Raw genomic sequence first — 1,007 nt, forward strand, 5'->3', positions numbered from 1 at the left:
CCGGGGGGGGGGGGCCCCACAGCAGGGGACACAGGTCCCCCCAGATCGAGAGGCGAGCGATGAGCGAGCAGCAGAACGCACCGCGCCGGCTGTGGGCCGACCGCCCGGTGCTGGTCAAGATCGTCATGTCCGTCCTTCTCATGGTGGTGGTGACCGCGGTCGTCACCGCGTTCGCGCTCAGCTCGATGCGTACGCTGCGGGCAGACGCCGCGCTGATGTACAGCGGCAACGTCGTCCCGCTCCAGCAGCTCACGGAGATCCAGCGCGCCTACCAGGGCGACCGGGCCCGGGTCGTCCAGTACGGCATCGCCGACGAGGAGACCCGCGGGACGCTCGTGGACGAGCTGGCCGAGCGCAAGGTCGACCTCCACTCGCAGATCGAGGCCTATCGCCCCAACGCGGTGAACGAGGCCGACGTCGACGCTCTGGTCGCCGCGCTCGACACGTACTACGCGGCGGCCGAGGGGACGCTGTTCCCGTTCGCGGACGAGGGCGACGCCGAAGGGTTCGCGACGTACTTCGACGAGACCATCCGTCCGTTGACGACGGGTGTCCTCGACGCCATGCAGGTGGAGACCGTCTCGCAGGGCGAGGAGGCGGCCGCTCTTGCCGACGAGACGGATGCCGTGGCGGCACGGTCGATCCTCCTCACGATCCTGGTCGCGGCGCTCGGTGCGGTCGCGGCGTCCGCCCTGGCCTACGTCGTGGCTCGCAACATCGCCCGCCGGATCGGCGCGGTGTCCTCGGCCCTGGCAGCGGTGGGCGACGGCGACCTGACGGTCTCCTCCGGCGTGACCGGGCGTGACGAGATCGGCACCCTGGCCGTCGACCTCGAACGCACGCAGGCGAACCTGCGTGCTCTCATCACGGGAGTGGTCGAGTCGTCGGTGACGATCGCGTCGAGTGCGGAGTCGTTGGCGGGGGTGTCGTCGCAGTTCTCGGCGTCGTCGGAGGAGACGGCGGCGCAGTCGGGGGTGGTGGCTGCGGCTGCGGAGCAGGTGTCGCAG

The 1,007-nt window shown here is 70.9% G+C and carries 1 protein-coding gene; it reads left to right on the forward strand.

The window, feature by feature from the left end:
* Positions 1 to 59: 59 nt before the first annotated feature.
* The coding region (locus H9652_RS19485) for an MCP four helix bundle domain-containing protein (RefSeq protein WP_191798468.1) at positions 60 to 1,007 on the forward strand (948 nt) is incomplete at its 3' end.

It is taken from the genome of Oerskovia rustica, from assembly GCF_014836555.1.
GTDB classification, from domain to species: Bacteria; Actinomycetota; Actinomycetes; order Actinomycetales; family Cellulomonadaceae; genus Oerskovia; species Oerskovia rustica.